This window comes from Ktedonobacter sp. SOSP1-52 (assembly GCF_016587395.1).
The window spans coordinates 1,776,869-1,803,521 of sequence record NZ_BNJH01000003.1; the positions used below are offsets into that span (position 1 = coordinate 1,776,869).

The following is a 26,653-nucleotide window of genomic DNA, read 5'->3' on the forward strand; positions in this document are numbered from 1 at the left end:
GTAGACTGAAAGAGAAGGGAGGTGAAACGCGATGTTACTGCAGACCTGCCGCCTGTTGCGAACCTGAGGGCGATACGAGAATTGACTGCGGAGGAAGCGGCCAGCTTAGCTGAGGACTTGATGGCTTATCAGCAGCACTTCGCTTCACTCTTCTCTCGACGCGAGCAGCGCGAGTGGGCGACACTCTACAGCGGCGTGCTAAAAAGTTGGGCCATATCTAACTCTGCCTTTCTTGGCCAGAAGGAGGATAGCCACAGTGCTGGAACCATCCATGTGCATCCTGAGCGGTAATGGTCAGCAATGCTTGGCTAAGGGCTTCTTCCAGGGCCTCTCTGGTTCTGGCTCCAGCTCGACGTAAGGCGGTTTTGAGTTTGGAAAACGCTTCTTCAATCGGGGAAAGGTCGGGTGAATAGCTTGGTAAAAAGAGGAGCTGACAGCCTTTCGCCTCGATCGCCGCTCTCACTCGCGCGCTTTTGTGGGCCTGGAGATTGTCCATGATCACAATCTGCCCAGCATGAAGACTGGGGACCAAAATCTGTTCGATATACAGTTCAAAAGCCGTGGTGTTCGCTGATCCTTCCAGGATTATGGATGCTCCCATGCCTTCTAGCGTCAATGCGGCGATGAGGGTCGTATTCTTACCACGGTTGCGTGGAGCACTTCCTCTGGCTCGCTCTCCCTTGGGCGCTCGCGCATACAGGGGCGTTAAGGCAATACTGGAACCGCACTCATCAAGAAAGACCAGTTCGTTTGCCGGAAGCTTTCGCGCGTTCTCGCACCACGTGGCGCGCTCCTCTGCATTGCGCTCCGTTGTCCCAATCGACTTTTTTTCGCGTCCAGCCCAACTGTTTGATGGCTCGACTCATAGTCCACCGGCTCACCTGTTCCCCATGCGTCTGCTCCCACATGGCACAGTGTTGTTCAAGCGTTGCGTCGGCATGCGCCTGTAACTGGGGGAGTACGCCAGCCTCCACCTGTGTCCTGATCAATGGCGGGCGACCAGGAATGGCTTTGGGTCGAACATGTCCTTCCTCTCGTCGTTGCTTCACATACCGTTTGAGCATGGAGAGAGAAATCCCAAACAGCCGAATAATCTCAACCCTGGGATAGCCGGAGTCCACCGCTTGCAACACATGCTCGCGGAAATCCTGAGAATATGCCTTCATCACCTGGCTCCTGCAAAGAAATGAGACGGAGCAATAAGACAGCGATGGCGCGCCGAGTCTGCATCCTTTTGAGCGGACCCGACGCACTGAGAGCGCCCGCCCATACGCCTCTTTCGCCACCTTCCCCCATCTCCATGGTCGGGTGAACAGTCCCACCAGAAGCGCCATCCCCATGCCGACGAGAAACGGACCTACGCCAATCACATTCGTCTGATTCCACGCAAACAACGGAGCTGCCGCTGGGAACAGAAGCACCGCAGCGACGACGCCGAGCAGCAAAGCTCCCAGGTTGATCGCAAGCCGCAGCCAACGTCCGCGCCTTGCGTGGAAGCCTCGTCGGGTGCTCCAATCGGCGGCGATGTGCCGGGGAACCTGCCAGAAGTGCGCAAGACTATGGACTGCCGCCAGCGGGAGCTAGGCCAGTGCACTGAACACGTATTCCAACAGGAACGGCTGGATCGGGCCGAGCACGACGAGTCCAATCCCACTGCCAACCATAACCACTGTGGGAACAAGCAGCACCGGGCCGAGCACGCGCAAGACCGGGGGCGGTGGCCCCCGGCGCACGTAGGCAGGCGCTCTGGTGTAGTAGCGCAGGAACCGCCAGCCCATGCTGCCCATCTTCACCAGAAGCGGACCAGCCAACAGGATTCAACGGGTCAGCACTGCAATGAGCATGCCCAGAGCGCTGACGCCGATGAGACAGAGCCCCTCGTTGCCGAAGACTCCAGGAAGATGCGCAGCCCTTCCGCCGAGGTCCAGGCCGTGGTCTGGATGCCCTGCCCCTGCGCGAGAATGAGAATGAAGGTGCTACTGATCACGAAGGTGAGCAGCATCGAGAGCAGCACGAAGAGCACAACTGCGAGCATTTTGCCCGCCAGCCACCGCAGGCGATGCGGCTCACGCACCAGCAGGTTGCGTAGCGTCCCCTGGGTCCATTCCGCCGCGAGATTGGCGCTCACCAGAATGAGTGCAATGGCAATGATCAGGGATCGTGCCTGGCCAATGACAGAGACCAATCCTTGGGGGGTGTGGAATGATGCAATGAGGCCGGTCATCTCCAGGCCGGTGGTTCCAGAGGCGATCTGGTGGAAGGTCAGATAGGCGATAAAGGTGCTCACTACCAGCATCATCCCGGCGCCCGCCAGGACACTCCAACGGCGGAACTTGAGCACTTCGCTGCGAAACGCACGGATCACCGAGATCATGTTGGTCCGCCCGGAGAGGCTCGGATAGAAGGCTGGCGCTTCGATGAGCGCCTCCACACGCGGAAGGTAGTTGGGCGATGCGGTGAGAGGATGGCCCAGAATCGTAGCGCTGCCTGCATTGGGCCGCACCAGCCCCAGGAGCAGACGGATGGTGGTTGTCTTGCCTGCGCCGTTGGGACCGACAAAGCCCGCGATGGTTCCGGCAGGAATGCCGATGGTAAGTCCATCGACGGCGGTGCGGTTTCCAAACCGCTTGCTCAAGCGCTGCATTACAATGGCGAAAGCTCCTGTCTAGAAGAAGAGGCTCTCTCGACAGATGCATCTGTCGAGAGATTACTGATCGTTTAGTAAGTTACTGCGAGAAACAGATTAGGGCAGAGGCTACTCTGCCTGTCTCGCGATGCCATCGAACAGTACACTGACCAGGGAGGTTGCCGGACGCGTCCCTGGCAGGCTCTTCGCCTCCCGCAGCATACCCATATAGAGGCCAACCAGGACGTTGATCGGTATGTCGGAGCGAATCGCTCCCGCATCGTAGGCTGCTTGAAAGAGACCCGTGACCTGCTGTCTGATCCGGTCAAGCAAGGACAGGATCACCTGCTGGTGTTCCGGGTCCTTGAGATGTTCTCTGGCATCGCGTAGCAGCATGCTCAAGCGCTCGTCAAGTGGAAGGGAGAGTAGCGTAGAGGTGAGCAGTTGGAAACGCTCTCCTTGCGAGAACTGTTTCCCAGGGTTTCAGGCCACTCGGCGTTTTTGCACATCTAGAATGGGACGCACCACCTCATTGACCTGGACTGAAAAATGTAAACGACGTCCATCAGGCAAACGTGGAACGGCAGTATTAACCCGCTCACAAAGCACTTCTAGATCCTGATTGTACTGCTTGTCATTGAAAGGCCGAAGTAATACCTCCACGGCGTCCTGCTCCTGTTTTACCACCCCTGGCAGATGGAAAAAGGGAGCCAATCGCTTCCAAGTCGCATGCTGGTAGGACGCCGGAAAATACTGATCGCGCGTCCACATGACTAGATTCGTGAGAGCAACCTTGAAGACGGTCATTACCTGATCTTTGCTGTTATCTAACTCATACATCCTTCGCTCACTCGCTGCGAGGTCTTCCAAAGCACGTAACAGCTTTCGTTGTTCCTGGCAATAGCGCTCACACTTGCGGTGTTCTTGATTGCTGGTTTCGTACGCTTTCCATTGTCGCTGCTGATACTCCTCAATTTCAGCATCGGTAACGGCCTTCTCCTCTTTGATCGTTTTCCTCAGGAGCCAGTCTTTCATCCCCTGCTGCTCCAACTCGATCTGCAGGTTGTTGAGAAGACGGTAGAGCTCCGTAGCTCGCTCTTTTGTCTGCTTACAGCGCTTGGTGTAGAGCTTACTTGCGTTATGGGAACGCTTGCGTGCTCCTTCTGCCCAACGCTGGACGTTCGCCAGCCGTTTTTCCAATGCCACTCGTTTCCTGGCGACTTCCGAGTTTTCCACGAGCTTTTTGCGGTAGCCATGATTGGTATCTAGCCCTAATGGGAGCAAGAAATCACGGATGATATTTTCCTGTAATGGCCAACGACTGATATACACTTTGGCGAGATCGCGCGGATCAATGGTTTCTGCCGTAGTCACAATAGGAATGAGTTTGAACGTCGTGGGTGCCCGAGGGGCTGGCGTCGCTTGCCATCCTTCCTCCCACCACATGCGCTCCTTCCAATCAAGATCTGCATCCCAGCGCCTGGGGTATTCCCGCTCTTCTTCTGTGGGAGGTACAGGAATCTGACGATGTACATCACGGATCAGAGCCACACGAAGTTGAAGAGATTGTCCTTTCTGTTCAGGCAAGGGCAGAGCAATGGAGGCAGGTGCCACCTCGCGGAGAACTTTGCCTTTCCGCGAGGTGTAGAGAGGAATAAAGTCTCCAATATCCGTAAATGAGTCCAGGCCAGCATATTGATCGGTTCTCAGAATAGAGATGACAGTTCGCCCCGACGCTTTCAGAGCAGCAAGAAATTCTGCTGCCATTCCCTCACGATCCACGATGATTTGTTGGACAGTATCGGCACCAGCTTCTTGTTCATACTGCTTCACGATGGCAGGTAAGCCAATCGTCAAGTGCTGATCCCCACGATGGGTTGTGACAAGCAGGGGATGGCCAGAAGCATCATGGAGGAGCACCAGTGCTCTGCTGCCCAGGATAGTGCTTAGCCGCCCAACTAAGCCACGAGCGAGGAATCAGTGTATCTGTGTAGACTGGCTTGCGGTGCCTATCAATGTAAAAGAGTGCTTGTTGTTCGAAGCTTGCGAGAGCTTGGGGTTGCCAGAGATGAGTTGTCCATCTCGCCAGGGCGTTCGTCAATACCTCGGCACCGTTGGACCGAGCGACTTCTGCGAGAAACCGTTCCGTGTGAAAATAGCCATAGGCGCGCTTGCGCCCGGTGAGTAAACCGAGTGCGTCGCCAGTGTAGCTCCGTAAATCCCAAGTACGGTGTATCCCCACAACGCCACAGAACAGGAGGGTGAGCAACAACATCTGACGAGAGCGCGAAGTATGCCGTGCCAGGCGCGACGACTCAACAGGAATGGTGTCTGCCATGGCTTTCATCAAGGTGGTAAGCAGGCCGGTCATGTTTGCGGCGGCGAGCAACAATAATCCTCCTGCTCCCTCTTGCCACTGAGTTGACGTGTGGGAAGCCGTGCAGAAGGTTTTTTTTCTTGAGCCGCTCGACGCGTTTCTCCAGTCAGAGCAGCACGGAGGCGGTTGAGATGCCCGATGCTAATCATCACTCCAAAACACTCTTGGACCGTTGCCTGCATCTCTCGACCCGAATGCTCGTGGCTTTCACGGTACGTCGTTTCGAGAAACTCACGCACGGGAGGAGACACTTTGGCAGGATGCCCATGCCTTCCGTCTACCAGACTCGCTGCACCTCGTGTACGAACCTGGTGAAGCCAGCGATAGGCAGTTGATCGACTCATCTGGATGCCAGCCTGTGCTGCGGCTTCTTGCCACGAGGAACCTGCTTGCATGAGTGCAACCAGATGTTCTTTAGAGGCAAGCCACTCATCATTTCCCATCACCAACTCCTTCATTCCTGATTGTCTGTCCCGGCTTCCAACTCGAAACTCAGATGGAGATGGTCCGCATGGATCTGATTGTGAAAGGGATCGCTGCGAAAACCAGCAGTGGGTGGATACCCCAAGGCGCCATGCCAAGCCTCTGGGCCGAAAATATGATCAGGTCGGTCTTGGGGAGAGAGACGGCGTAAGATATGGCCGATATCCACCACAGAAGGGTCGGTTTCATGATCTGCTATGGCCTTTCCATCGATCGCGATGATATCAACAGCTCGGTAGTAGTAATGGCTATTCACAAAACCACCTGGGGTTTTCGGCCCCAATGGATGCCCTGTCTTAATCGTCGAAACTTCAAGACCATGCGCGCTCGCCAACGTGAGAAGGACAGAAATCAGGCGGGTGTCTGTATGGCCACTTTCAAGGTCAGCACGAGCCTGGTGGGAGGGTTTAAATATGGGTATTGCGAGAAGCTGCTCAATGTGTCGATTCAGAGCCAATGGCTGACCTGCCTTTCTGTTCTTGCTTTCCATCATTATGAGGCGAGAACTGCTCTCCCATCGGATGAGCCCCCTCAGTTTACCATCCAAGGTCGTCCTAGTCTAGATGTGCAAAAACGTCGAGTGGCCTGAAACCCTGCATATATATTGGGAAGGGATTCAGCGTATGCACCATCACACCTCAGAGACACATCAGCATCACCAGAGCGACATCCCTGGCACCCAATGACCTCCCCATCCTACAGAGCCAGGCCCTCACGGGGGAACAGGTCTTTCACTGCATCGTCCCCACCTGCTCGCACCTGGTGCATCTGCCAGGCGATGGGATCCTGGTCGCCTGGCTGGATGCCAAGACGGGCAAATCACACAGCGTGAAAACCCATGTAGCCTACCACAACACCGCGCTCTCCTGCCGTGCTGCGCTGCGCGCCCAGGGCTATGACCTCTTCATGGACCTTTCGGATCAGGCAACCCGCGCGCACTGGCTCCTCATTGCCCAGCGCTGGGCCGGGGAACGCGCGGCCACCTCGCCACACGCTGGCGCACCTTCCAACAATACGTATAACCAGCGCCTAGCGATTCTGAGCAGCCTTTTTGTCTACGCCCGTCGCCAGCAGCTCTACCAGGGCGACAATCCGGTCGAACTCCTGGAGCGGCGCAAGATCTATCAGTATGCCAGCGCCGAAGCCATCGAACCCCTGGAGATGCGCAAACTCCTGGCGACCATCGATCGGACATCACTCAGTAGCATGCGCGATTATGCCATCTTGAGCCTAGCGCTCCAGACTGGCCAGCGCGTCGCGGCCCTCGCTGAGATGCGCGTGGGCCATCTCACCCGCGCTGGTGCGCTGCTCCGGGTTACCTTCCCATGCACCAAGGGCGGCAAACGAAACGCGCGGCAGCTCGGGGAAGAAACCAGTGCAGCGATCTCGATCTACCTGGAGCGGATCTATGGTCCCGGGTGGCCTGCCCGAGGCGAGGCACCAGTGTGGATCTCCCTTTCACGCAACCAGAGCCGCGGCCAGGCTCTCTCGATCCAGGCCCTTGAGCAAATCTGTGCGCGTCGCCTGGGAACCAGTAAGTTCCACGTCACGCGCCACACTGCGGCCAAGACCCTGGACCAACTGGGGGTCAGCGCGAGTGAGATCCAGGATTTTCTTGACCATGAGAGCCTGGCGACCACCGGACGCTATCTCAAAGTGCTCAAGCGGGCGGAGCATAAGTACAGCCGTGATCTAGAGCAGATCTTTGGCATCTCAACACATCAGGCAGAAAATGAGTAGTCTGACGCTTTATTTTCCCTTCCCTCCATACTCAAAACGTGCTTGGCGAGCTGCTTCATATGCGTCAAGAAGGCGCCAAGATCTATCTGATGCAAATAGGTCGTATTCGTCTGGATGATCAGGCTCCCGATAGCAAGGTAAACTCTCAAGGTTGCTGGAACGGGTTATCCAGAATTTATGGCAGAGAGGACACTCGCGCCATCTGTACACCGGTTCATTGTAGAGAAGCCGGTCATCCCTGGAAACGAGGAAACATGGCGCGTCTGGTTGACCACCCATTCCTCCTTTTCCTTTCAGGGGCAACATGGCCGCCTGAACGTGCTCAAAGAGTTCCGGTCTCGTGGGACGGGCTACTGGTATGCGTACCACACCAGCTCCGGGAGCCGCAGGAAGCGCTATCTTGGACCAATTGATCGCGTCTCTCTCTCGTTTAGAGGAGGTGGCTGAGGCGCTCCAGGAGATCAAACAGGAGCAGCCAGGACAGCCCTCGCATGCGTCTGCTCCACGTGTCTCCTTGCACACAACGCAGGCTGGCAACGAGACACCTTCCGACATAGTCGAGCCTGAACGTGCGCTCAATGATCAAAGCTGGATGATGGTGATGACCAGGCTCTCTCCTCCACGTCTGCCTGCCACCCTCGTCGTACGGGAGCGGCTCCTCTCGGCTCTGGATACCGCTCTGTCTTACCCATTGACCTTGCTCTCAGCATCCGCAGGCTGGGGCAAGACCACCCTGCTCTCAGCATGGGCACAACGGTAGCAAGTGCCTGTCGCCTGGCTGTCTCTGGACGCACTGGACAATGACCCGGCGCGCTTCTGGGTCTTGATCATTACAGCTTTGCGCAGATGTCGGCCAGAGATCGGGGAGCATGCGCTTGCCCTGCTGCAAGCTCCTGCATCTACTCGTCGTCCTCTTTCTATTGGCTTGACAACTCTCCACAATGAGTTGGCTGAACGGATCTGCGCTTTACACGGGAAGAAACGCAGTGCTTTCTCACGTAGCGGATGGGACTTGCCCTCGAAGATCGCGATGTTCAACTCCTGGAAGCTCACACAGAGGGCTGGATTGCCAGCTTGCAGCTGGCAGCACTCTTCCTCCAGAAACAGGCTGATCCCTCTGTCGGGGTGCGAATGCTCGGTGGCAACCAGCGCTTCCTCCTCGACTATCTGCGTGAAGAGATCCTCGCCAACCTGTCGGAGGACGTGCAAGACTTCTTGTTAAAGACAAGCTGGCTCGCTCCTTTGAGTGTCACCCTCTGCGATGTCATCAGGGGCCGAGAGGATAGTGCTCAGCTGCTCGAACAGGTGGAGCGAGCCAATCTGTTTCTCCAACCCCTCTCCGAGAAGCGGCAGTGGTATCGCTATCATGCCCTATGGGCACAGGCCATGCAGCATGAAGCCAGGCTTCGCTTGGGGGCTGCTACACTCCGCTCACTCAGCCAGAAAGCGAGTCTGTGGTATGAGCAACAGCATCTGCTGCCGGAAGCGATTGAAATGGCGCTGGCGTGCGAGGATTTTTCCCGCGCAGCTGTACTCATTGGACGGTTTCTGGTCCCCAACAGCTTTCGCAATGAATATCATCTATTACTCTCCTGGTTGAGACGCATGCCGGAGAAGATGCTGCAAGCCCAACCAGACCTCTGTTTTCAGTATGCGCTCGCTCTCATGTTTACCACTGATCGGCGTTCACCGGCCTCGTGGGTCCTTATCGAGTCATTGTTGCAATGGGCAGAGCGAGGTTTTGAGGCAACAGAGCAGTGGGAACAACTTGGAGAAGCATTGCAACTGCACGCTGACCTGGCCTTCTTTCAAGACGATGTTGAGCACCTATTGGTGTTGGGCCAGCAGGCACAATCGAGGCTTCCAGAGCAGAGTTTTATATATCCTGACCACCTTCTGGTCAGGGGGGAGAAGCCTTACTTGCGGGTGAGGTGAATGTGGCTTGGCAGTACTTTCTCGAAGGATACAGGAAGGAAAAACAACTCGGCGATCATGCCGGAGCATTCGGAGCGTCCCTCTGGTTGGGTGAGGTCTGCCTGGAAAAAGGCGAGCTGCGCAGGGCCTCCTACTACTACCATCAGGCTCTTGTCTACATGGATGAAGGTCAGGAGCTTACTCGACAGCAATTGCTGCTGGAAACAGGTAGTGCAGAGCCTTTCTTCGCCTCATGGGCCTATCATTGTCTTGCTCAGCTTGCATATGAGCGCAATGAGTTAGCTGATGCACAGCGCCATCTGTCTGGAGCGCTGCTGGATCAAAGGGCGCCTGGACTCATCCTGGCAGGAATGGTTTGAGGATCTTCGGATTCCCCCCGAGGCATCTGACAGAACGGAACTGTACGGATCACTGGTCGATCAAGCTGCACTTTATCGGGTTCTGCTCAAAATTCGCAGTCTCGGCTTAGTCCTGGTCTCCCTTGATACAGATGAAATTCCATCGGTTCAGGAGGAGCAGTGAGCTGTGTCTGTCACCTTTTTTCTTTGCATTCCGTCAGAGAAGTGAAGGAACAAACCTCAACCGATGGTCGCGAGACGAAAAACACAAGACGAAGAATGCCGTCTACACGGCAGAAGGACCGGATTACCTCACGAGGTAAAGAGAACGAAAGCAATCGAAGAAAGGAAAGAAAAACGTGTCAACGATACAGATGAAAGAGGGCTTGACGGTACATGCGAAAGTGATCGTCTATTGGGCGACCACCGCAATCATCACGCTTGAACTGCTCGCCGGTGGTCTCTCGGACCTGGTGCATGGGGGAACGATGCTGGTGGCCGGCGAGCCTGTTGCCGATGTTATCACGCGCCTCGGCTACCCACTCTACTTGCTCACGATTATCGGCGTGTGGAAGCTGCTTGCCGTCATCACCTTGCTGGTGCCACGTTTTCCTCGACTCAAGGAATGGGCCTATGCAGGCGAAATCATTGTTATGACGGGGGCGGCGGCATCCAACGCATTCAGCGGCGAAGACACAAGCATGGTCATCATGCCCCTCATTTTCGTCGTGCTCGCGCTCATTTCGTGGGCACTTCGACCACAAAGCCGGGCCCTCGGAGTTTTCTTTCCTGCGAGAAGCTAAGTGGCGCATCCAGCCCATCCCAATAGGTGCTTGATCTCGGTTGGGCATTTTGAGAGACAATTGAAATTCTTTTCGAGCCTTGATAACAGAAGGAGAGTAGAATATGCCAGCACGAATGAAGAATCCAGCGATGGTCCTTCCTGACGCCATGAAGGGCATTCAGAACCTGTATAAGGCCATGCACCAGGGAGGCGTGCCACAGCGGACGTTGGAGCTTGTCCATCTGCGAACGAGCCAGATCAATGGCTGTAGCGCCTGCGTCGACGCGGGTGTACGCACCGCCAGGAAGGTAGGCGAGACGGACGAGCGGCTTTTCGCCGTGGCTGCCTGGCGGGAGACGCCTTACTTCACTGACGCCGAACGCGCAGCCCTTGCGCTTGCCGAGGCTGCCACCCGGCTCGCCGATCGGGCCGATGCGGTCTCTGACGAGATCTGGAACGAGGCGGCTCAGCACTTTGACGAAAAGGGGCTGTCCGCCATTATCCTCATGATCGCTACCACTAACCTGTTCAATCGCCTCAACGCGACCATCAAGGAGCAGGCGGGTGCGTCCTGGAGCTAAACGACCTCAGCCCCGGCCATCGCTGCCGGATGAAGCATACAACGCAAGACAAACCCATGCGAAGAGTGAAAGGAGATTATTCCCATGAACGTCCTCATGATCCGTGCGAAAGTGAAACCGACACAGGTGCCAGAAGTCGAGGCTGGCATCAGGCGCTTATTTGGGGCGCTTGAGCAAGCGCAGCCCGAGGGCATTCGTTACGCGTCCTGTCGACTCGCCGATGGGGTGACCTATGTGGTGTTCTTGGAAATTGACGAGGGGGTAGACAATCCTCTGCCGACCTTCCCAGAATTTCACGCATTCCAGGAGGCCCTCAAGACCTCAATGGCCGAGCCGCCAACCACCGAACAGTTGACGGTGAGAGGATCATACCGCCTCTTCTAACCTGTACATGGTGAGCATCTCAAGCCTGAGTCCAATGCTCACCATGGAATTTCTTCATCAGACTTCTCCAAACTCCTACGATGAAAGGCAGGAGTTTGGAGAGCTCTTTCTCTCTCATCAACCCCAAGGTTTTTAAGACTACTTGCTTACCTCTTGCGGAAGGTAGCCGCAATGACAAAACCACCCCTGCGCATCCTGTGCAGTCACCGTAAGCAAAGCTTGGCCAATGGCTTCTTGCAGTGCTTCGCGTGTACGAGCCCCAACCTGACGCAAATGCATCTTCACTTTGGAAAATGCTTCTTCAATTGGGGAGAAGTCCGGTGAATAGCCTGGCAAAAAGCGTAACTGGCATCCCCTGGCCTGGATCAGACCCTCGATCTTCTTCCCTTTATGAGCCGCCAGATTATCCATGATGACAATCTGCCCAGCAGTCAAGCTTGGCACCAGGATCTCATCGATAGACCCATCGTGCGACGTTTTCGGGATATGGGGCGCGCAGTGCGCTTCTGAGAGCTTCACTTGGATTCAATTCGACCCAGTGGATTGAGACCCTCCATCAAAGCCGTGCGCGAGGCCTTCCAACTGGAGTCCTCAGGGTCGAACGCATTGCGAAGGTAAGCCCACGTGAGCCGCTGGATCAGGGCGACTCGTTCGGGGTTCTCGTCCGTCGTTCCCGTGGCGTTGTACCCATGGATTCCGCCAAGTGAGTGTTCTGCCCCGAACAGAGTAAGGAGGCTCTTGCCGCCTGGACTCAAGAAGTACGGGTCAGTAAACCAGTCCGGCCCCCGAACAGACAGGAGGGACTGGTCTCGATCCCCCGCGATCACGAGGGCCGGCGTGGTCATGTCCGCGAAGCTCGGGTGCATAAATGGGAAGTGCTCGGCTGCGAACGGAGTCAGGTCAGCTCCGCCCTGGCCAGGCGTGGCAAGCAGCACACCCGCTTTGATCCGCGAGTCGGACAGGTCCTCTCCCGTTCCGCCCTCGGGATCGAGGACTCGCGCGCCCAGCAGCATGCTCGCCGTCTGGCCGCCCCAGGAGTGTCCGGCTGCGGCGATGCGGCTTCGATCGAGGCGCCCACTGAGGCCGGGAACGGAAGCTTCAATGAGATCGAGTTGGTCGAGGATGCGCTTCATGTCCTCGACTCGGAAACGCCAGATCAGTGGTGTACGGGGATCGTCAGGAGGAAGGCTCAGCGTCCCCGAGTCGAGATGAGTGGGCTGCATTACCACGATGCCGTGAGCAGCCCAGAAGTCGACCAACGGGCCATAACTGTCTAACGACAAGCTAAAGCCGTGCGAGAAAACAAGAATAGGCAATTTGTGCCCAATCGCGGGCGCAGACACTCGCACGTGCAGATCCTCACCACGGCCCGGGGCTGATAGCACGACCGGCTTCACCGAGACGACTGGAGTGGGCGCACTCATGGCCACGTCCGTCATCGCCATGTCTGATTTGTTCATAGATTGTATTCCTCCATGGTAGAATGTATAATAGTATCGGAGCGCTGCTCCGATACTATTATACGGAACTTTGTTCCGTTTGTAAAGCTATTGTTTGAGGGAGGGAATAAAGCAATGACCACCATCGACGAGGGAGCGGGGCAACCAGCCCGGCAGAAGCGGGCCGACGCGCAGCGCAACGAGCAGACGTTGCTCGCCGCCGCCGCCGCCGTGTTCGTTACGTCCGGTGTCGATGCGCCAGTGCGTGACATCGCGGCTGCGGCTGGCGTCGGGATGGGGACGATTTATCGCCACTTCCCGACGCGAGCGGATCTCGTTGTTGCCGTGTACCGCCATCAGGTCGAGGCCTGCGCCGAGGCTGGTCCGGTCCTGCTGGCGAATGGTGGCTCGCCGCACGCGGCACTCGGTCAGTGGGTCAACCTCTTCGTTGATTTTCTGGTCACGAAGCATGGACTTGCCGCGGCCCTGCAACCCGGTAGCGTCGGCTTCGACGCGCTGCATGCCTACTTCCTTGATCGCCTCGTGCCCGTTTGCGCTCAGTTGCTCGCCGCCGCCGCTGAAGCTGGCGAGATCAGCGCCGATATTGATGCCCTCGAACTGATGTATGGCATCGGCAACCTCTGCGTTGGCGCCGACAACGACCCGCGCTACGATGGCCGCCGCATGGTTGAGCTACTCATCGCGGGACTCCTCCAATCGCGCTCGACCTGATACAGCTGATCCATAGAAGAAGCGCCTGCAGTACCTCGATAAGGGTGGTCAACTTCGTGTACATTATCCAATTAGCCGCACTCTCGCTCTATCAAACCAAGCATATTAAGCGCTTTGACAATTACGAACTGGATCTCTCCGCAGTGCCAACCCCCATTGCAGATGATCTGACCTTTGCCATCGAACCGCCAAAGGAGCCGGACGTGGTGGAAGACGACCAAGAAGCGCTTTCGTAAGCAGCCCGCCTTTGTACTTCGCCTATCAAGCTAGCTTGATAGGCATCTCTGCTCTCGTAACTGTTCAGAAGGGTCATGAAAAAGCGGGGAGAACGGGATTGCCCGCCAGCGTCTGCTCCAGTGCAGAAAGTAGCTTCATTCCTTGCTTGCGCAACGTGGAAAGATAACTGCGAATGCGACAAAACATGGCGATTCCCTCTTCGGTGCGAAAGCTCCCGGAGACCTTTTGCTGGACCTTCATCATGCGAAGATCTCTTTCCGCTTGATTGTTGTCAAAAGGGACAGCAAAGTCGTGGAGAAATCGCAGGACCATCCATTTCCCCTGAGAGAGCCGGTCAAGGCGATTGCGCGCTGGCGTTTGCTTGGCTCGTCCTGGGTTTTCGCTTCCCCTGCTCAGATTTTCTTGGAGGCGGGGGAGGAGGATTGGCTCGATAGCCTTCAGCGAGGATCTCATCATACCGCTGAAGGAGGCGCGCGAGTATTAGGAGATCCACTTCCTGCTGCCCCGACGCTTTCGCTCGCTCTACCTCGTCTTTCATCGAGAGGAGGAGCTCTTTCATGGCATGCGCCCAGGGCTGTTTCAGCTCCTCATCGAGAAAGGTCAGTTCGCGCAAGTGATGGACATTGCACCAGGCCTGGGTGAAGCTGTAGCTCTGATAGCTCTTCAAGCCATCATGCACGCTGGTGCCTGCAAATGCCGGAGCAATGCCAATGGCATAGAGGGCTTTGCGACCTCGGCTTGGATGGGCGGCATAGTGCGTAAGCCGATCCGTCGAGCACACATGCACCCACCAGCCCATCTTGCCAACACGCATCCCCGTTTCGTCCTGGTGGATCACCTTGGTCTTCACTAACGCTGCTTTGAGGGTGGCTTCTACCTCAGCTAACCGCTGATGACAGGCTCGAACAAAGGTGGCGATACTGCCGGCTGAAAGCTGGATGCCGAGCAGTTCCTGGAAGCGTTGACTGGCTCGAGCGTAGGGGAGAGCCTGGCCTTCGACCAGATAGGAGGCCAAGGTTTGAATACCGGCCCCATATTGTGCAGGAGCCGAAATGCTTCCAGGGAAGAATGCACGGGTGAGATGGAAACAGACTGGACACTGCTTTTCTTCCACGCGATGTTCTCTGACCCAGAGCCGCTTGGCAGGCAGATCGATGACTTGGCGTCGTTCTGGCAGGTCAGCGGGCTGCAAACGCAGATCCTGGTGGCAATGTTCACACTGGTGCATGGGATGAATGAGGATTTCATCAGGTGCCTGGACTTGGCGTAGGTGATGTCCGCGATGGCCTTTTTGTCCACCAGGTTTCTTGCCGCTGGGCTGTCGCAAGCTCTTGGGGGGACGCACAAAACGATCAGAGGAGGGAGGCAAACTGCTCTTATGACTCTCTTTGGCGAGCTGGCCTTCTAGCAGGTTGAGGCGCTCTTGTTGAGAAGTGATGAGTTCTTCAAGCATCTTGATGTGCTCCTGCTGCGATTCAATGGCTTTGATCGCTTGCCTGAGTCCTTCACGTAAGTCGTGATTTGCTTGATGTAGTTGGCTTCATTCCTCGATTGCAAGGAAAGAGCATATCAGGAGAAAAGGACCACCACGTGGAAACTCACCTGAGCAAGTAAAGCAGAGAGTGCTTAATATTTTTCTTTTGAAGCCTTTGGGATCGCGTCTCATTGCGAGCACTTCCTCCTCATATTTTACGGAATCATCTTCGTTCGACAGAGAGAATATTTTGTAGACGTACCATCCAGGTCGGACAATCACTCCATCCGTTCCCATACAAATCCTCCCGTTGCACACGGATCGAGTCCTATCCTATTTGTTAAGTACCCGATGTGAGCGTCACGCACAAGGGCCTTCCAGTCGGCACGGGGAACATCCTGAATATGGAGCTTGCCATCGGCAGTTTTGGTGGTGTGGGGGCGCCCATAGACGTAGGCTCCTGCATAGGGTGGATGATATAGGAGGCGTAGCACATCATGGTGCTTAATCTCTGCCCAGACGAGTTCTCTGCGGTGCGCCCCACGACGCAGACGGCGCGGGAAAAGCAAATGCTGTTGGCGAAAGTGACGGACCGTCGTAAAAGCTGAGCCGGTGTGTGCAAAACTGCGAAAGACCTCGCAAATGCTCGCCTGCACGTGGCCGTTCGAGATCAAGCACCACAGCGTCCGTTTCGGTGTAGGTAAACCCGATGGGTAAGGTCAGTTTGAGCGCTCCCCGCCTCGCTTTGTTGAGAATACCGCCTTGCGCAGATGTGCGCGCAGCACAAAGAGTTCTGCTTCACTCATCGTCCCGCTTCTCGTCCAAGCAAGAGGCGGTCATTGAAGGTAGAGGGATCGTAGAGCCCCTCTTCATCCAAGATCAAGGTATGGGTAAGTGCACGGATTTCCAACAGATGATGCCAATCGCTGGAGTTACGCGCTAACTGGGAGACCTCCAGCCCCAAGACCAACTTCAGCCACCAGGCGGTCAACTGTTGAGGCACCTGAATAACCCAGACCTTGGTCGATCACCATGATGCGCTCCTCGCTCCAACCGAGTGCTAGCGCACGTTCACGGAGCGCATACTATCGCGAAGTACTTTCAATATTCTCAAAAACGAGGCTTTAGCGTACTTTGCCGCATATACAGACATGCCAGGCCGCGCAGATGTCGCGTTCTGCAAGCAGCATGAAATCATTTCCTCATGAGCACGAAAAGTGTTGAGGAATCTCATTATGGGATCCATTATACATGACACTCGTATAGGCCTTACAAGGTGAGAAGAAAGATTCTTCCGTATACGGACTAATCGGATGGTTTGCCGGGAAGGAGAACTCTTTTTAGTCGGTTGAGAGATCCCATTGAATGCCTGCAAAGTTTGCACCCGATTGCAGGGTAAGGTCCATGACGATCAGCCAGGGGATGCCGCGCAGGTCGGCTTCCTGGAAGTCCGCACCTCTCACAGTGACCTGTTCCAGATTGGTTCCCTGCAAGAGGGCTTGGGTGAGCTTTGCGTCGTTGAGGTTAGCCCCGCTCAGATTGGCTTCACGCAGGTTGGCATTGCCCAGGTAAGCGTTGCTCAGGTCAGCTCCGCTCAGGTCCGCCTGGTTCAGCTGGGTATAGTCCAGCTTGGCCCGGTTCAGCACGACGTTGGTCAGCCGGGCTTCGCTCAAGACGGCTTCGCTCAAGACGGCTCCGCCAAGGTCTGCTCCGTCCAGGTTGGCTCGGGTCAAGCTGGACAGGTTCAGCCGGGCCCGGTTCAGCGAGGCATTGGTCAGTTGGGCCTGGTTCAGCTTGGCCCGACGCAATTTGGCATCACACAGCTTAGCCTTGCTCAAGTCCGCGCCGCTTAGGTCAGCGTCACTCAGGTCGGCATTCTCCAGAATGGCCCCACTTAGCGAGGCACTGGTCAGCCGGGCCTGGTTCAGCTTGACCCAGCGCAGGTCTGCCCCACTCAGGTTGGCCTCGCTCAGATTCGCTCTCATCAGCCTGGCACTGATCAGGTTGGCTCCGCTCAGGTCTGCCCCGCTCAGATCAGCATCACTCAGATCGACTATCACATCTGGATATTGCTCTCGCCATTGGTTCCACCCCGCTACTCCTTGTCTCAGCCAGACAACGAGTTTCCAGTTTGCCATGAAGGGCTCTCCTTGTTGCTTTCTCTACCCGGAGTATAATGGCGCATTTGCAGCAAGTCAAACTGGCAGAACCTCGTACTGATGTTTGGCAAGTTTCCGACGCCATATCTTTTCGTTTTTGAGGGGAGCAAAATCAAGCGGGCACTATTTCACCAAAGCTGTGTATGAACCCACGGGATACGCAACGAGCTGACAGCAAGCGAGCAACGAAATAGTGGAAGAGGTTATTGAAAGCAGGCAGGGACTCTTGCCCCTCATGATCAGCTTAGAGGGGAGATGACACCTTGCTCACATTACCTGTTTGGAAGTCAATTCCTCCTGTATTACTTGATGACGAGAAAGGCAGGAACGCCTGCGACGGTCACACGCAGTTGCGGTGGCCCCCACCAAGCATTACAGGCGAGCCGATCGGGCCAACTCCAGCGATAATGCGAACGTAGCGCACGAGGGGGACGTGGTGGTGGGAAAATTCTCTTCGGGCACTCCACAAGCGGGATGATCTCGGCGTGTTGACGTCGCCAATGGGTGGTCCAAGTACGACGAAGCGCTCGGCCTGCGACATCCACCCATCGTATTGGTCCGAGGAGAACCGGCTTTTGCTCACACGCAACCGAGGCAGGTGGGGGCAAGAGGCGACGGACAGCGCTGACTCGTCGGGCACGATTGCCTTTTGCTCCTTTTGCCAAGCATTGCTCTCGCAGAGAACAGCATTGGCAGCCAGTCTGATAAGCGAGGTAGACGGCGCGCTGAGTGAACGCATTTTCTTGACGCACTTCACTCAACCAGAGGCTTGCTCCCGCTGGACAGCGGAGCTTGCCATCTTCCTGCATCGTGAAGGCATCGGTCCCGAAGCGCCCAGTAGCCCGTCCGAAGGCTGCGGCCCACTCCCACGGTCCATACTCCTCAACTGGCTCTTCAATGGTGGGGAGCACAAGAGGAGTCTTTTTTGGGGACGCCCACTCGATCTCGCGCAGCTTAGCTTGTTGCATGGCCTGTCCAAGTGAGAGCCGAAGGTTCCACACCCATTGACATGCAATCTGCCAGAGCTCTTGTCCGCACTCGGTGTACGAACACCAGCGATCGGGATCTTCTTCGACATCTTCATCCGCAAGCACCGCCTCAAAGGCTCCCCGCCCATGATAGAGATCGAGTACATCTTCGACGAGGTATCCATCGACGGGCAGGGTCGTGATGAAAACCTCATACACCCACTCACCAATGCACTTGCCTACTGAAACCCTCTTGCCCGGTTCGGGGGCGCGGTGTCGAGCCACAATGATGCGAGTTTGAGGCACGTCTCCATCCAATTGGAGCCAGCCTCCGTCAAACAACTCGACCATCTCATCACTGTTGACTCTGCTCACATGCGCGGTTGGTGAGTGAGCCAGCACATATTGGATCTGTGGGTGCTCCAGGACGCGATACCCTCTCGCTCGTGTCACCAGATGGACGCCTGCTGCAATCAGTTGTGCAATGGCGACGGTATCACCATATTGCCCGTCGAGACGAACGAGAGCAACCTCTGGAGTGAGGGCAAAAAGTCCTAAGTAGGTTGTGATGGCTTGAAGCGCCAAGGCAAGTTCTCCTTGATAGTCACCATTGCCTCGGCCTGCATAGGTGCCGATCCATTGACGAGTATGCATCTGAAGCGCGACGGTACGTGTGCGTACCACCTCGCCTCGTTTTCTCCCCGTGTAGCCTGGTGCACAGACCGCATCGAGTCGACGTTGAGGGGGAGGCAGGCTTGGATCACAGGGCAATCCCCGCTGCGGTGCTGCCTGACGTGTGGCATCAACATCAAAGACGAGGTAGCGGCGTCCCTGCCGATCCCAGATCCCACCGATGGAATCGTTCGTCCATCCTTCCGCAAAGCTGTGCTGCTCGAAGAGGGTACGAAACGCTTCCAGACAGGGACGGTCGACGCTCGCCAGGAAACGACTCAAGGTGGCACGATGGGGGAGCTCAGCGCGTCCAAAGAGGGCCATGAAGGCCGATCCAAAGGGAGCGACACGTTCAAAGAAAGCCAATAACGTTCGTTCTCCACTCATTGCATACCCGAACAGGAGCGCGAAAAAATCAATTGGTTCATAGCTGCCGAAGCGTCCACGTACCAATTGGATGTGATGCGCAAAGGCTTCTAGGAGTCCTTTCGTGGTGAGATGCTGGGACACAATGACGACTTCGGCGAACCATGCAGGGATAGAAGGGCGATCCCGAGGTGTGGTTTGAACTTCTATGCTCGCGTTCGGTACCATATCTAAAGTGACCTCCTCATGAGAGTTCGTTTTGTTGCTCTCTCATTAGAGGTCTCTTTTTCCTTTCTGCTGCTAGCTTGCTTGCACCTCGTTGCGTATCCCGTGGGATGAACCAGAATATGTGTCAAACCACGAGATTCAATCACCCTCAATGTGTAATTTCAGCCTCAGTAAAGAAGTTTTGCCATCACATACTCATCGATATAGTCACCATCGATCAACATAGTGCGTCTCATCGTGCCCTCGATTTCAAAACCACATTTCTGATAGAGAGCGACTGCGGCTTGATTGTGTGTCATGACTGTCAACTCTAAGCGGCGAATGCCTTGTTGGCGGGCCCAGTCTTCCATAGTCATGAAGAGCTGGGTTCCGATGCCTTGTCCTGTAAAGGCTTGCAAAATGCCAATCACGAGACCAAGGCGGTGTCTATTGCGCTGGCGCTCTCCTCGCTCTCCTATCAGAAATCCGACCAATTGCTCACCGTGTTCGGCCACGAGAATAAGAAGATGGTCTTGTGGGGAAGGGCAGAGAAATTGTTCTCGTTGTTGCTTTGCAAGCGTTTCGTTTTCATCAGGCTCACGCAACATAAAGGATGTTTCTTCATTGATCTGTTTCCTTAGGTGAAGAAACGCCTCGGCATCACGTTCACAGAGCATGCGAATTTTCATAGATACTCTCCTCTATTCAAAATTTTCTTTGTGGTATCTGTGTTACATCTTTTTCTGGACAAGTACTCACTCAGCCTCCTGTTCTCTCTAGAGTGAGATGTTCTCCATTGCACGTAACTTTCGAGGGGGCCGAGAAATCATCACAAAGTGTTCTCTCTTCTTGGCTTTCCTCACCAAGTGCACAGGGAATATTGCACCTCTTGAATCGCTGATTGTAGCCAGCCTACCACTCAATGAAATCGCTCCAGAGAAAGAACACAATGATACCCAATTCTTAGGCCAAAAACAAGGCCGAGGCGCATTTTCTCGCCATATTGACGTCATTGTCCGCCCAAATGAGGAGTGAAACCTCAGGTGTGAGTGAAATTTTTGAGTTTTCTCTCTACAACTTTTTCAGGCAAGTTTATGAGCCAAATTCGGGTTTGGGCAAAGAGGGTCTTCCGCCACTTTGGTGATTCTGGTATTGCAGAGCGATGAACGTGTTTCGAGAAGCAGCTGCCAGAGCGAGTGATGGTTTTCAAAACACTCTGCAGATGAGCTTTTTTCACCAAACCAGCGGGAGATCCATTTACAGGATTTCACACCAGTTAGGTCGTTGCGCATCAAGAAGAGGAAATGCGGACTGAGGAAGGAGTGGCTTTTTCATTTCAATAGGTTGACAGTACCCTGTAGAAGGCAGAGAGCGAAAGCGGAGAATTATGCCGATCCCTTTTCTTTTGTCGCTCGTTGCACGAGATTTTTGTAGCGATCAGCCAACTCCCCAACTGATCCCAACGCTCGCAGAATGTACGTAGTGTACTGCTCTGAAAGCTCTTCGAGCGAGAGTGGCCCCTCCATATGGAACCATTGGAACACTCCGCTCAGGACGGTGATAATGAACATGGTGGCGGCTGATGGTGTGATGCGCTATCTGGAAGAGCGAGGGATTGGCCTGGAGACAAACGTTGCGCGGGTACCCATTGTGCCGGGAGCCGCGATCTTCGATCTCGCTCTCGGCTCATCTACTGTTCGTCCCGATGCCAGAGCGGGCTATCGCGCCTGTGAACAGGCAAACAGCGGTCCTGTGGTGCAAGGGAGTATTGGCGCTGGCACAGGAGCTACGATTGGCAAGCTCTTCGACCCAACTCACGCGATGAAGGGAGGTCTGGGCTCAGCCAGTATGAAACTCGCTGATGGTACCCTTGTCGGAGCACTGGTCGTCGTCAATGCCGTGGGGGATATCTTTGATCAAGAGACCGGACAACGCGTCGCAGGCGAACTCCATTCAAGAGAGAAGGAAGCTCAGGGGTCCAATCCCTTCGGCAACAGCACTATTGCTGTGGTAGCGACCAACGCTACACTCAGCAAGGAGTGGACCAACAAGGTTGCTCAGATGGCACACAATGGGCTGGCACAAGCGATTCGGCCCGTGCATACGCTCTTTGATGGCGATACCGTCTTCGCTCTCGCCTTGGGGTCAGAGACACAGACACTTTCTGATCGTGCCCTGACGGCAGCCCATGTCAGTACGATTGGTGCCGCGGCAGCGAGCACGCTGGCGAGAGCAGTTGTCAAAGCTGTGCGCAGTGCAACAGCACTGCATGGTGTTCCAGCCGTGCAAGGGTAAGGATCGGAGCTACGTCTCTCGGAACAGTTGGTAAATGACCTACCATGTAAGCAACTTTTGCCCTCAAACAAACATGAGCATTTGCCCCCAATCATGAGCAGCGCAACCATTGGTAACGGATCAAGCCGCTCCACAAGCGAATGGTTGCAAATCGTTTTTGTAAGTGAGGAAGTAGGAAAGAGATCCTTCATTTTTCTGTTACGCTGTAAAAGCTGAGTAGCAAAAACCTTCGTTTCCTGTGACAACTCTTCTCACATCCAATGGCACGGGCAGTTGCAGTCCAGGAAATACCCGTGCCATTGGATGTGGAGCCATCCCTGATCCGCCTGGATGATGAGCAGCACACGATCTTTCTCTGCGCAATGCTCATCCAGACGGCAATGATACTCAGGCTTTTCACCTGTGTTCACACAGTCACGGCTTCGATATCGAACGCGAAAGCAAGGTTATGGCAAGGGTTCAGGGGCAATCATGCTGTTGTGAACCCGGCACTCTTCGACAAAAGCCAGTTCACGCAGGTAGAACACACGCGTCGCTAAGTGGGCACTGAGTTGATGAGCAACGAAGCGTTGGCGACGCACATCCACAAATGGGGCTTGTGGGAAGAGCTGGCTTAGTTCATCCAGCGCAGATGCAGAGGACTCCCAGGTGGTGTCATACTCTCCAAGGGTCATCTGGACGGGAACGCGCACCTCAGCACTGATCTGGCGAAGATGCTCGGGAAAGCGAAGCACCTCACGCAACTCCGCCATCGGCAAAGGAGCTCGACTCTGCTTCAAGCGTTCTCGGGCCTCATGAACCCAACTGTTGGCAGGCCCAAGGGACCTGGCGTTCTCGTCGAAAGGAAACTGGACGAATGGGACCTCGGAAAGCCTGCTTTGAAAGCGTTGGAGGGCACCTGGCAACCAGCGTAATCCCGTCCCATGAGTGCTCACGCCAAGTAAAGGGACATCAGGCTGGCTGGCAGCCAGTCCAAGGACGATGAGTCCCCCGAAGGATTGGCCAAGCAGAACGATTCCGGCCGAGTCGGCTCCATACTGCTCCCAGGCTGCGGTCAGCGCGAGCCGCAGGAGGGCGATCTGGCCGTCAAAGGTGCTCAGATCTTCGGCGATCTGTTGGCTGGCACCATAGCCCGGTCGATCCAGCGCCAGCACCGCGTACCCAAGAGAGGCCGCCGTATCGAGGAAGCCTGCTTCGCCAGGGATGGTGTTATCAAAGATAGCGGCTGAGAGGGCGCCCCCATGCAAGGCCACAATCAGAGCGCGAGGAGCGCTCGAAGGTTTCGCATACACTCCCGAGAGGTCATTATGACCTGCTCGGATCAGAATGGGATGCTTTGTTATTGAAAGGCTCATCTTTTCACTCTCTTTTCTTCTTTTTTCCAGGGGACACCGCCACTGGTGGTGACGCAGGACCTCGGAGGGATCCTCGGAAAGAGGATGAAGCAAAATACTGGAACTGCTTCTCTCAAGCCTCTCTATTCCCAAATCCACTTCCCGCGCCAGAATCGGTTTTTTTCAAGACGTCGCTTCTGGTCAATTCAGAGCGGCGTCCATAGGACACTTACTGAAACAAGGGGAAAACATTCTATTCCATCTCGGCAGGATTTTAGGCGGGTTTTTCTGTCGGGACCCGTTTTGTCCAATACCATTTGTTCATAATCCTTAACCGTTTTAAAGAGCGCTGATTTCAAGCGGAGATCCGGCAGGAGGGTGCCCATTCTCTTGCCAGGTCCTGCCTGGATCGCTTTCCAACTCTGTTGCTTGGAGTATATGTGGAATGGGTAGTTTGAAGCATCGGCAATCGTATCTATCTTTCACCCACGATGCCGAAAGAGCATTGCCTAGGTAATGGGGGGTAGTTGCCAGCGGGAAGGGTGCTGAAACTGGAGATCGATGGAGGAAATTAGAGCAGGTGGGCATCAAGTGCGTAGCGTATAGCGGCGAAACGTGAAGAGAGACCCAGCTTGCTGTAGATGGAGCGCAGATGGGCGTGAACCGTGCGGGGGCTGATGACCAGCGCCTCTGCGATCTGCGCATCTGTGTGTCCCCGCGCGACCAGGCGCAGGACCTCGATCTCGCGCTCTGTCAGGTGAGATGGCCCAACTTCTCTACGCAGTGGCGTTGGTGATTGAGAAGCAACAGGTTCGTGCAAGGTCTGCGCAGCGAGGAGGCGTGCGGGAGACATCCCCTGACCCTCTTCCCAGGCAGCAGTGAAGGCCTGCGGGCCGAGCTGCTGGCGTACGGCTACCACAACAGGCTCATTGTTCGCGCCTGTCGGTTGCAGGTGATCAACGGGAAGCGAGAAATGCGGTGAAGTTTTCCTCTGGCTCCATACCTGGCTCGCTCCCCACAGGCGCGCGGCCCATTGGAGCTTGTGTTGCTGTGCCGCGAGCTGGCCCCATGAACGCAGAACGGAGGCAATGCCTTCGGTCTCATTCAGGCGCTCGAATAGTTCCAGGCTCTTACGATAGCAAGCGTGCGCCACTTCGTACTTCTCCTGCTGCCTCGCCGCCTCTGCCAGACGCAGAGAGGCCCAAGCGAGATGGCGTTGTGTGCCCAGAGCGTGATAGGAGCGACGTGCTTCCTCAAGCCAGGGCTGTGCCAGTTCTGCGTTTCCCTGCTCCAGCTCAAGCTGACCGAGCAAATCAAGGGCACGCGCCAGGTGGAAGGCTTCCTTTGTCTCCCTACACAGTGCCAGGCTTTCTTCAAAAAGTGAGCGAGCATCTGTCGTCTCGCCCTGCGCAAAACGGAGCCGCCCCATGCTCCGGAGCGCACGCGCCAGATTCTTTTTCTGCTTCGTAGTGCGACAGAGGGCGACGCTCTGCTCCAGGCACGTCTGTGCCTCCGTGAGCTCCCCCTGATCAAGAGCAATATTCCCGGCGGTTATCCTGGCAAGGGCCAGCACTATGGGATCATCTTTGGTGAGCCGAGAGCACTGTGCCAACAAGGATTGGGCTTGCTTCCCGTCCTGGTGGACGACCCAGGCCAGATAGCCGAGCCAATAGGAAGCTACCGCGCTTCCCCGAGCATCCTCGGCCTCGCCAAAACAACGCAAGCTTTCCTGGTAGAAGCGCTCCGCTTGCTCACCGTCATCCTGGACAAGGGCAAGCCATGCGGCTGCTTGCAGCGCCCTGGCTTTTACCTCCGGGGAAACCTCGACCTTCAGGCCAAGTGTGCGTTCGACCCAGTCGCGTTCCTGACTGCTAGACCAGCGATACCAGCGTACCGTCCAGAACCGGGCGATAGCGCCAGCCAGGCGCAGCGCCATTTCCGCATTGTGCTCTTGCTCTGCGTGCTCTACCAGCCATTGCAGCGTCATGCGCAGATTCTCGCGCTCCCATTCCAGGCGCTCAAACCAGTTCTCCTGTTCACTCCCAGACGAGGAGGCCGCTGCCTCGGCAAGCTGGACAAAATAGCGGGCTTGAGCGGCTCTGACCATCTCTGCTTCCTGACAAATAACCAGTTGTTCCCAGCCGAATTCGCGTACCGTCTCCAACATGACAAAGCGCGGCTCATCGTGCTCCTGCTCTCGTCTCACCAGCAGATGCTTGCTTAATAAGGAAGTAGCGGTGTCCTCAAGCGTAGCCGTTTCGCTCTCAGGCCAGGCGGAGATCGCTGCGAGTATCGGCAGTGTACATCCGCCGACGAAGGCCGAGAGCCGTCGATAGGTGCGCTGTTCAAGAGGGGTGAGCAAGTCATAGCTCCATTGTAGCGTCGCACGAAGGGTCTGCTGCCGTGCGGGAAGATCGCGTGGGCCATTTGTCAAAAGGGTCAGGCGACGGGTCAGGCGCTGGTGCAGTGCATGAAGCGAGAGGACGCCCAGGCGCGCAGCGGCCAATTCAAGAGCCAGAGGCAACCCGTCCAGGCGCTGACAGATGGCTACCACAAGCGGCGCATTCTCGGCAGTCATTTGAAAGGAAGGGAGCGTTGCCTGTGCACGCTCGACGAACAGCGCAATGGCCCCATACTGCGCCAGAGCTTCGGGGCCAACGGGCATCTGTGGACCAGGGAGCGCAAGCGGCTGAAGTTCCAGCTCGTGTTCTCCCCGCACATGCAACCGCTCACGGCTTGTTACAACGACCTTGAGCGCGGGGCACGAGGTCAGCAATTCGACCAGGAGTGGGGAGGCGCCGATAACCTGCTCGAAGTTATCCAGTACCAGCAACAGGTGCCTCGTGCGGAGAGAGATGATCAACTCCTCCAAAGGAGGATGGGCACTCTTCTGCTGGAAGGAAAAAGCCTCAAGCAAAGTAGGGAGGACAAAGGATGCGTCTTGAACAGGTGCCAGGTTGAACAGGTAAGCGCCATCAGGAAAGTCGTGCTGTACCTGAGCCGCGATGGCGAGCGCCACACGGGTTTTCCCGACGCCGCCGGTCCCTGTGACCGTGAGCAGACGAACCTGCGTGTTATGCAGCAGGCGCTCACCCTCCTCTACCTCCTGTGCCCTGCCGAGAAGGCGGGTCAAGGGAAGCGGTAAGCCGGGTAGCGAAGCTCCATCCAGCTTCCCAGAGGGAGAAGGCAGGGGAAAGAGCTGTTCCGTAGTTTTGTTCTGATGGTTTTCCACGAGGAGAAGTATCTCTCTTAATCCCGAAATGGTTTCCTCTCACGAGCAATCTCTCACAAGTGACACGGCGAGGAGGCCATGTGAATGTTCCGGGAGAGGTTTTTTGTTTTTCTCCCATCCTCATCATACCATATTCGTCAGGGTTCTCACAAAGTGCCATTCGGAGTCGTTCTCACTCCTATGTTCTTTGGCGGGTTCGTGGAGAGGAAAAAGGTCACTCTTTGTGCGTGGAACACGTCACTGACTCTTTGCTTCCCTCTCTCCTATACTTGCTTCATACTGACGATCCA

Annotated in this window: 32 protein-coding genes and 1 pseudogene; 11 read left to right on the plus strand and 22 right to left on the minus strand. The window is 55.8% G+C overall.

Going from position 1 to position 26,653, the window contains the following annotated elements; translation table 11 throughout:
• Window positions 1-21: 21 nt before the first annotated feature.
• Window positions 22-291, plus strand: coding sequence for a hypothetical protein (locus JMJ16_RS33050; protein WP_201388527.1), 270 nt, complete (start codon window positions 22-24; stop codon window positions 289-291).
• Here JMJ16_RS33050 and JMJ16_RS57395 read toward each other — a convergent pair.
• From JMJ16_RS57395 to JMJ16_RS33095, 9 genes are all read right to left on the minus strand, one after another.
• A complete protein-coding gene (locus JMJ16_RS57395; RefSeq protein WP_201389221.1) occupies window positions 218-820 on the minus strand; it encodes an IS630 family transposase in 603 nt (200 codons plus the stop codon). The genes JMJ16_RS33050 and JMJ16_RS57395 overlap by 74 nt on opposite strands.
• Window positions 732-1,166 (minus strand): helix-turn-helix domain-containing protein, encoded by a 435-nt coding sequence (locus JMJ16_RS33060; RefSeq protein ID WP_201388529.1) that lies wholly within the window; start codon window positions 1,164-1,166, stop codon window positions 732-734. Before JMJ16_RS33060 ends, JMJ16_RS57395 begins: the two co-directional genes overlap by 89 nt.
• 414 nt (window positions 1,167-1,580) lie before the next feature.
• A complete protein-coding gene (locus tag JMJ16_RS33065; protein WP_201388531.1) occupies window positions 1,581-1,733 on the minus strand; it encodes a hypothetical protein in 153 nt (50 codons plus the stop codon).
• Between the two features lie 92 nt (window positions 1,734-1,825).
• Complete coding sequence (locus tag JMJ16_RS33070; protein WP_201388533.1) at window positions 1,826-2,644, minus strand: ATP-binding cassette domain-containing protein; 819 nt, start codon at window positions 2,642-2,644, stop codon at window positions 1,826-1,828.
• Window positions 2,645-2,755: 111 nt separating this feature from the next.
• Window positions 2,756-3,022: a hypothetical protein gene (locus tag JMJ16_RS33075; protein WP_201388535.1), complete on the minus strand. Its 267-nt coding sequence runs from the start codon at window positions 3,020-3,022 to the stop codon at window positions 2,756-2,758.
• 87 nt (window positions 3,023-3,109) lie between these two features.
• The gene (locus tag JMJ16_RS54775) at window positions 3,110-4,546 is read right to left on the minus strand and encodes a hypothetical protein (RefSeq protein ID WP_236601776.1); all 1,437 of its coding nucleotides are present in this window, start codon (window positions 4,544-4,546) and stop codon (window positions 3,110-3,112) included.
• Entirely contained in the window at window positions 4,533-5,015 is a 483-nt protein-coding gene (locus tag JMJ16_RS33085; protein ID WP_201388537.1) for a hypothetical protein, read from the minus strand. The genes JMJ16_RS54775 and JMJ16_RS33085 overlap by 14 nt, the downstream gene beginning before the upstream one ends.
• Window positions 4,994-5,446 (minus strand): helix-turn-helix domain-containing protein, encoded by a 453-nt coding sequence (locus tag JMJ16_RS33090; protein WP_201388539.1) that lies wholly within the window; start codon window positions 5,444-5,446, stop codon window positions 4,994-4,996. The genes JMJ16_RS33085 and JMJ16_RS33090 overlap by 22 nt, the downstream gene beginning before the upstream one ends.
• Window positions 5,447-5,457: 11 nt before the next feature.
• A complete protein-coding gene (locus tag JMJ16_RS33095; protein WP_201388541.1) occupies window positions 5,458-5,979 on the minus strand; it encodes a hypothetical protein in 522 nt (173 codons plus the stop codon).
• Between the two features lie 335 nt (window positions 5,980-6,314).
• Here JMJ16_RS33095 and JMJ16_RS33100 point away from each other — a divergent pair, with 335 nt between their 5' ends.
• The 7 genes from JMJ16_RS33100 (at window position 6,315) to JMJ16_RS33130 (ending at window position 11,248) form a co-directional block, all read left to right on the plus strand.
• On the plus strand, window positions 6,315-7,226 hold the full coding sequence (locus JMJ16_RS33100) for a tyrosine-type recombinase/integrase (RefSeq protein WP_201388543.1): 912 nt from the start codon (window positions 6,315-6,317) through the stop codon (window positions 7,224-7,226).
• 340 nt (window positions 7,227-7,566) lie between these two features.
• Window positions 7,567-7,986, plus strand: coding sequence for a hypothetical protein (locus tag JMJ16_RS33105; RefSeq protein ID WP_201388545.1), 420 nt, complete (start codon window positions 7,567-7,569; stop codon window positions 7,984-7,986).
• A gap of 245 nt (window positions 7,987-8,231) precedes the next feature.
• Window positions 8,232-9,161 (plus strand): hypothetical protein, encoded by a 930-nt coding sequence (locus JMJ16_RS33110; RefSeq protein ID WP_201388547.1) that lies wholly within the window; start codon window positions 8,232-8,234, stop codon window positions 9,159-9,161.
• Window positions 9,162-9,163: 2 nt separating this feature from the next.
• Window positions 9,164-9,520: a hypothetical protein gene (locus JMJ16_RS54780; protein ID WP_236601777.1), complete on the plus strand. Its 357-nt coding sequence runs from the start codon at window positions 9,164-9,166 to the stop codon at window positions 9,518-9,520.
• 338 nt (window positions 9,521-9,858) lie between these two features.
• Window positions 9,859-10,302 (plus strand): DoxX family protein, encoded by a 444-nt coding sequence (locus tag JMJ16_RS33120; RefSeq protein ID WP_201388551.1) that lies wholly within the window; start codon window positions 9,859-9,861, stop codon window positions 10,300-10,302.
• Between the two features lie 103 nt (window positions 10,303-10,405).
• Window positions 10,406-10,864: a carboxymuconolactone decarboxylase family protein gene (locus JMJ16_RS33125; RefSeq protein ID WP_201388553.1), complete on the plus strand. Its 459-nt coding sequence runs from the start codon at window positions 10,406-10,408 to the stop codon at window positions 10,862-10,864.
• Between the two features lie 84 nt (window positions 10,865-10,948).
• On the plus strand, window positions 10,949-11,248 hold the full coding sequence (locus JMJ16_RS33130; protein WP_201388555.1) for a hypothetical protein: 300 nt from the start codon (window positions 10,949-10,951) through the stop codon (window positions 11,246-11,248).
• 138 nt (window positions 11,249-11,386) lie between these two features.
• Here JMJ16_RS33130 and JMJ16_RS33135 read toward each other — a convergent pair whose 3' ends face one another.
• The gene (locus JMJ16_RS33135) at window positions 11,387-11,767 is read right to left on the minus strand and encodes a transposase (RefSeq protein WP_236601778.1); all 381 of its coding nucleotides are present in this window, start codon (window positions 11,765-11,767) and stop codon (window positions 11,387-11,389) included.
• Window positions 11,764-12,693, minus strand: coding sequence for an alpha/beta hydrolase family protein (locus JMJ16_RS33140; RefSeq protein ID WP_374229133.1), 930 nt, complete (start codon window positions 12,691-12,693; stop codon window positions 11,764-11,766). The genes JMJ16_RS33135 and JMJ16_RS33140 overlap by 4 nt, the downstream gene beginning before the upstream one ends.
• Window positions 12,694-12,822: 129 nt before the next feature.
• Between JMJ16_RS33140 and JMJ16_RS33145 the strand changes: the two genes are divergently transcribed.
• Both JMJ16_RS33145 and JMJ16_RS33150 read left to right on the plus strand, forming a co-directional pair.
• Window positions 12,823-13,419: a TetR/AcrR family transcriptional regulator gene (locus tag JMJ16_RS33145; RefSeq protein WP_201389225.1), complete on the plus strand. Its 597-nt coding sequence runs from the start codon at window positions 12,823-12,825 to the stop codon at window positions 13,417-13,419.
• Window positions 13,420-13,475: 56 nt separating this feature from the next.
• On the plus strand, window positions 13,476-13,655 hold the full coding sequence (locus JMJ16_RS33150; protein ID WP_201388559.1) for a hypothetical protein: 180 nt from the start codon (window positions 13,476-13,478) through the stop codon (window positions 13,653-13,655).
• Between the two features lie 73 nt (window positions 13,656-13,728).
• On the opposite strand, the gene JMJ16_RS33155 is transcribed toward JMJ16_RS33150, so the two are convergent.
• The 9 genes and pseudogenes from JMJ16_RS33155 to JMJ16_RS57405 all read right to left on the minus strand — a co-directional run bounded on the left by JMJ16_RS33155 (window position 13,729) and on the right by JMJ16_RS57405 (window position 21,073).
• Window positions 13,729-13,899 (minus strand): hypothetical protein, encoded by a 171-nt coding sequence (locus tag JMJ16_RS33155; RefSeq protein WP_201389260.1) that lies wholly within the window; start codon window positions 13,897-13,899, stop codon window positions 13,729-13,731.
• 6 nt (window positions 13,900-13,905) lie between these two features.
• Window positions 13,906-14,052 (minus strand): annotated as a pseudogene (locus tag JMJ16_RS57400) (transposase); the annotation flags it as partial.
• Window positions 13,991-15,109 carry a transposase gene (locus tag JMJ16_RS33160; protein WP_201388561.1) on the minus strand — a complete coding sequence of 373 codons (1,119 nt, stop codon included), beginning with the start codon at window positions 15,107-15,109 and terminating at the stop codon, window positions 13,991-13,993. The gene JMJ16_RS33160 and the pseudogene JMJ16_RS57400, both read right to left, overlap by 62 nt.
• 299 nt (window positions 15,110-15,408) lie before the next feature.
• Window positions 15,409-15,786 (minus strand): recombinase family protein, encoded by a 378-nt coding sequence (locus JMJ16_RS33165; protein WP_201388563.1) that lies wholly within the window; start codon window positions 15,784-15,786, stop codon window positions 15,409-15,411.
• A 146-nt stretch (window positions 15,787-15,932) separates the two neighbouring features.
• Window positions 15,933-16,133, minus strand: a complete 201-nt coding sequence (locus JMJ16_RS33170) for a hypothetical protein (RefSeq protein WP_201388565.1) — start codon at window positions 16,131-16,133, stop codon at window positions 15,933-15,935.
• A gap of 337 nt (window positions 16,134-16,470) precedes the next feature.
• Complete coding sequence (locus JMJ16_RS33175) at window positions 16,471-17,268, minus strand: pentapeptide repeat-containing protein (protein WP_201388567.1); 798 nt, start codon at window positions 17,266-17,268, stop codon at window positions 16,471-16,473.
• Between the two features lie 323 nt (window positions 17,269-17,591).
• Window positions 17,592-19,523, minus strand: coding sequence for a hypothetical protein (locus JMJ16_RS33185; protein WP_236601780.1), 1,932 nt, complete (start codon window positions 19,521-19,523; stop codon window positions 17,592-17,594).
• Between the two features lie 167 nt (window positions 19,524-19,690).
• Window positions 19,691-20,191: a GNAT family N-acetyltransferase gene (locus tag JMJ16_RS33190; protein WP_201386467.1), complete on the minus strand. Its 501-nt coding sequence runs from the start codon at window positions 20,189-20,191 to the stop codon at window positions 19,691-19,693.
• A gap of 696 nt (window positions 20,192-20,887) precedes the next feature.
• The gene (locus JMJ16_RS57405) at window positions 20,888-21,073 is read right to left on the minus strand and encodes a hypothetical protein (RefSeq protein ID WP_374229118.1); all 186 of its coding nucleotides are present in this window, start codon (window positions 21,071-21,073) and stop codon (window positions 20,888-20,890) included.
• Here JMJ16_RS57405 and JMJ16_RS33195 point away from each other — a divergent pair.
• Entirely contained in the window at window positions 21,066-21,797 is a 732-nt protein-coding gene (locus tag JMJ16_RS33195) for a P1 family peptidase (protein WP_236601781.1), read from the plus strand. The two genes, JMJ16_RS57405 and JMJ16_RS33195, sit on opposite strands and share 8 nt — an antisense overlap.
• A gap of 446 nt (window positions 21,798-22,243) precedes the next feature.
• Here the strand turns inward: JMJ16_RS33195 and JMJ16_RS33200 are convergent, their stop codons facing one another.
• Window positions 22,244-23,152: an alpha/beta fold hydrolase gene (locus JMJ16_RS33200; protein WP_201388572.1), complete on the minus strand. Its 909-nt coding sequence runs from the start codon at window positions 23,150-23,152 to the stop codon at window positions 22,244-22,246.
• A gap of 550 nt (window positions 23,153-23,702) precedes the next feature.
• A complete protein-coding gene (locus JMJ16_RS33205; RefSeq protein ID WP_201388574.1) occupies window positions 23,703-26,363 on the minus strand; it encodes a tetratricopeptide repeat protein in 2,661 nt (886 codons plus the stop codon).
• Window positions 26,364-26,653: the final 290 nt, after the last annotated feature.

Coding starts and splice junctions, on each gene's coding strand:
- JMJ16_RS33060 (WP_201388529.1), bottom strand. CDS start 1,166: ATGAAGGCATATTCTCAGGATTTCCGCGAGCATGTGTTGCAAGCGGTG.
- JMJ16_RS33070 (WP_201388533.1), bottom strand. CDS start 2,644: ATGCAGCGCTTGAGCAAGCGGTTTGGAAACCGCACCGCCGTCGATGGA.
- JMJ16_RS33075 (WP_201388535.1), bottom strand. CDS start 3,022: ATGCTGCTACGCGATGCCAGAGAACATCTCAAGGACCCGGAACACCAG.
- JMJ16_RS33090 (WP_201388539.1), bottom strand. CDS start 5,446: ATGGGAAATGATGAGTGGCTTGCCTCTAAAGAACATCTGGTTGCACTC.
- JMJ16_RS33095 (WP_201388541.1), bottom strand. CDS start 5,979: ATGATGGAAAGCAAGAACAGAAAGGCAGGTCAGCCATTGGCTCTGAAT.
- JMJ16_RS33110 (WP_201388547.1), top strand. CDS start 8,232: ATGGGACTTGCCCTCGAAGATCGCGATGTTCAACTCCTGGAAGCTCAC.
- JMJ16_RS33125 (WP_201388553.1), top strand. CDS start 10,406: ATGCCAGCACGAATGAAGAATCCAGCGATGGTCCTTCCTGACGCCATG.
- JMJ16_RS33130 (WP_201388555.1), top strand. CDS start 10,949: ATGAACGTCCTCATGATCCGTGCGAAAGTGAAACCGACACAGGTGCCA.
- JMJ16_RS33140 (WP_374229133.1), bottom strand. CDS start 12,693: ATGGCGATGACGGACGTGGCCATGAGTGCGCCCACTCCAGTCGTCTCG.
- JMJ16_RS33145 (WP_201389225.1), top strand. CDS start 12,823: ATGACCACCATCGACGAGGGAGCGGGGCAACCAGCCCGGCAGAAGCGG.
- JMJ16_RS33155 (WP_201389260.1), bottom strand. CDS start 13,899: ATGATGAAGGTCCAGCAAAAGGTCTCCGGGAGCTTTCGCACCGAAGAG.
- JMJ16_RS33160 (WP_201388561.1), bottom strand. CDS start 15,109: ATGCTTGAAGAACTCATCACTTCTCAACAAGAGCGCCTCAACCTGCTA.
- JMJ16_RS33175 (WP_201388567.1), bottom strand. CDS start 17,268: ATGGCAAACTGGAAACTCGTTGTCTGGCTGAGACAAGGAGTAGCGGGG.
- JMJ16_RS33185 (WP_236601780.1), bottom strand. CDS start 19,523: ATGGTACCGAACGCGAGCATAGAAGTTCAAACCACACCTCGGGATCGC.
- JMJ16_RS33190 (WP_201386467.1), bottom strand. CDS start 20,191: ATGAAAATTCGCATGCTCTGTGAACGTGATGCCGAGGCGTTTCTTCAC.
- JMJ16_RS33195 (WP_236601781.1), top strand. CDS start 21,066: ATGAACATGGTGGCGGCTGATGGTGTGATGCGCTATCTGGAAGAGCGA.
- JMJ16_RS57405 (WP_374229118.1), bottom strand. CDS start 21,073: ATGTTCATTATCACCGTCCTGAGCGGAGTGTTCCAATGGTTCCATATG.
- JMJ16_RS33200 (WP_201388572.1), bottom strand. CDS start 23,152: ATGAGCCTTTCAATAACAAAGCATCCCATTCTGATCCGAGCAGGTCAT.